This is a genomic window from Candidatus Protochlamydia sp. R18 (genome assembly GCF_000648255.1).
Taxonomy (GTDB): Bacteria; Chlamydiota; Chlamydiia; order Chlamydiales; family Parachlamydiaceae; genus Protochlamydia; species Protochlamydia amoebophila.
Genome location: NZ_BASL01000435.1, coordinates 1 through 279, shown reverse-complemented (window position 1 = coordinate 279; position 279 = coordinate 1). Strand labels below are relative to the sequence as shown.

General features: G+C 35.5%; 1 protein-coding gene. It reads right to left on the bottom strand.

Annotation, left to right across the window (positions count from 1 at the left end):
* A partial coding sequence (locus TY19_RS00450) for a transposase (RefSeq protein ID WP_042278739.1) occupies nt 1-279 on the bottom strand: 279 nt, incomplete at both ends.

Here is a 279-nt window from a genome sequence, read left to right as displayed (position 1 = left end):
AAATGACCAGATTTAAGCTTGTATTCAATTTTCTTTCGCAGTTTTTCCATAACCTTCTGGATTTTTCTAGCCAACTAAAAGAGCGCTCTACGACCCATCTTTTCGGAATCACTTTAAAAGCATGCAATTCGTTTCTTTTCGTTGTCTCTACTGTACATCCCAATAACTCTTGAATACCATTTGAAAATGGTTCTCCAGAATATCCCCTATCTGCTAAAACATTTTTTACTTCAGACAAAACACTCTTATTCAGTAAACATGCTTCTAGAGCTCCTTTTC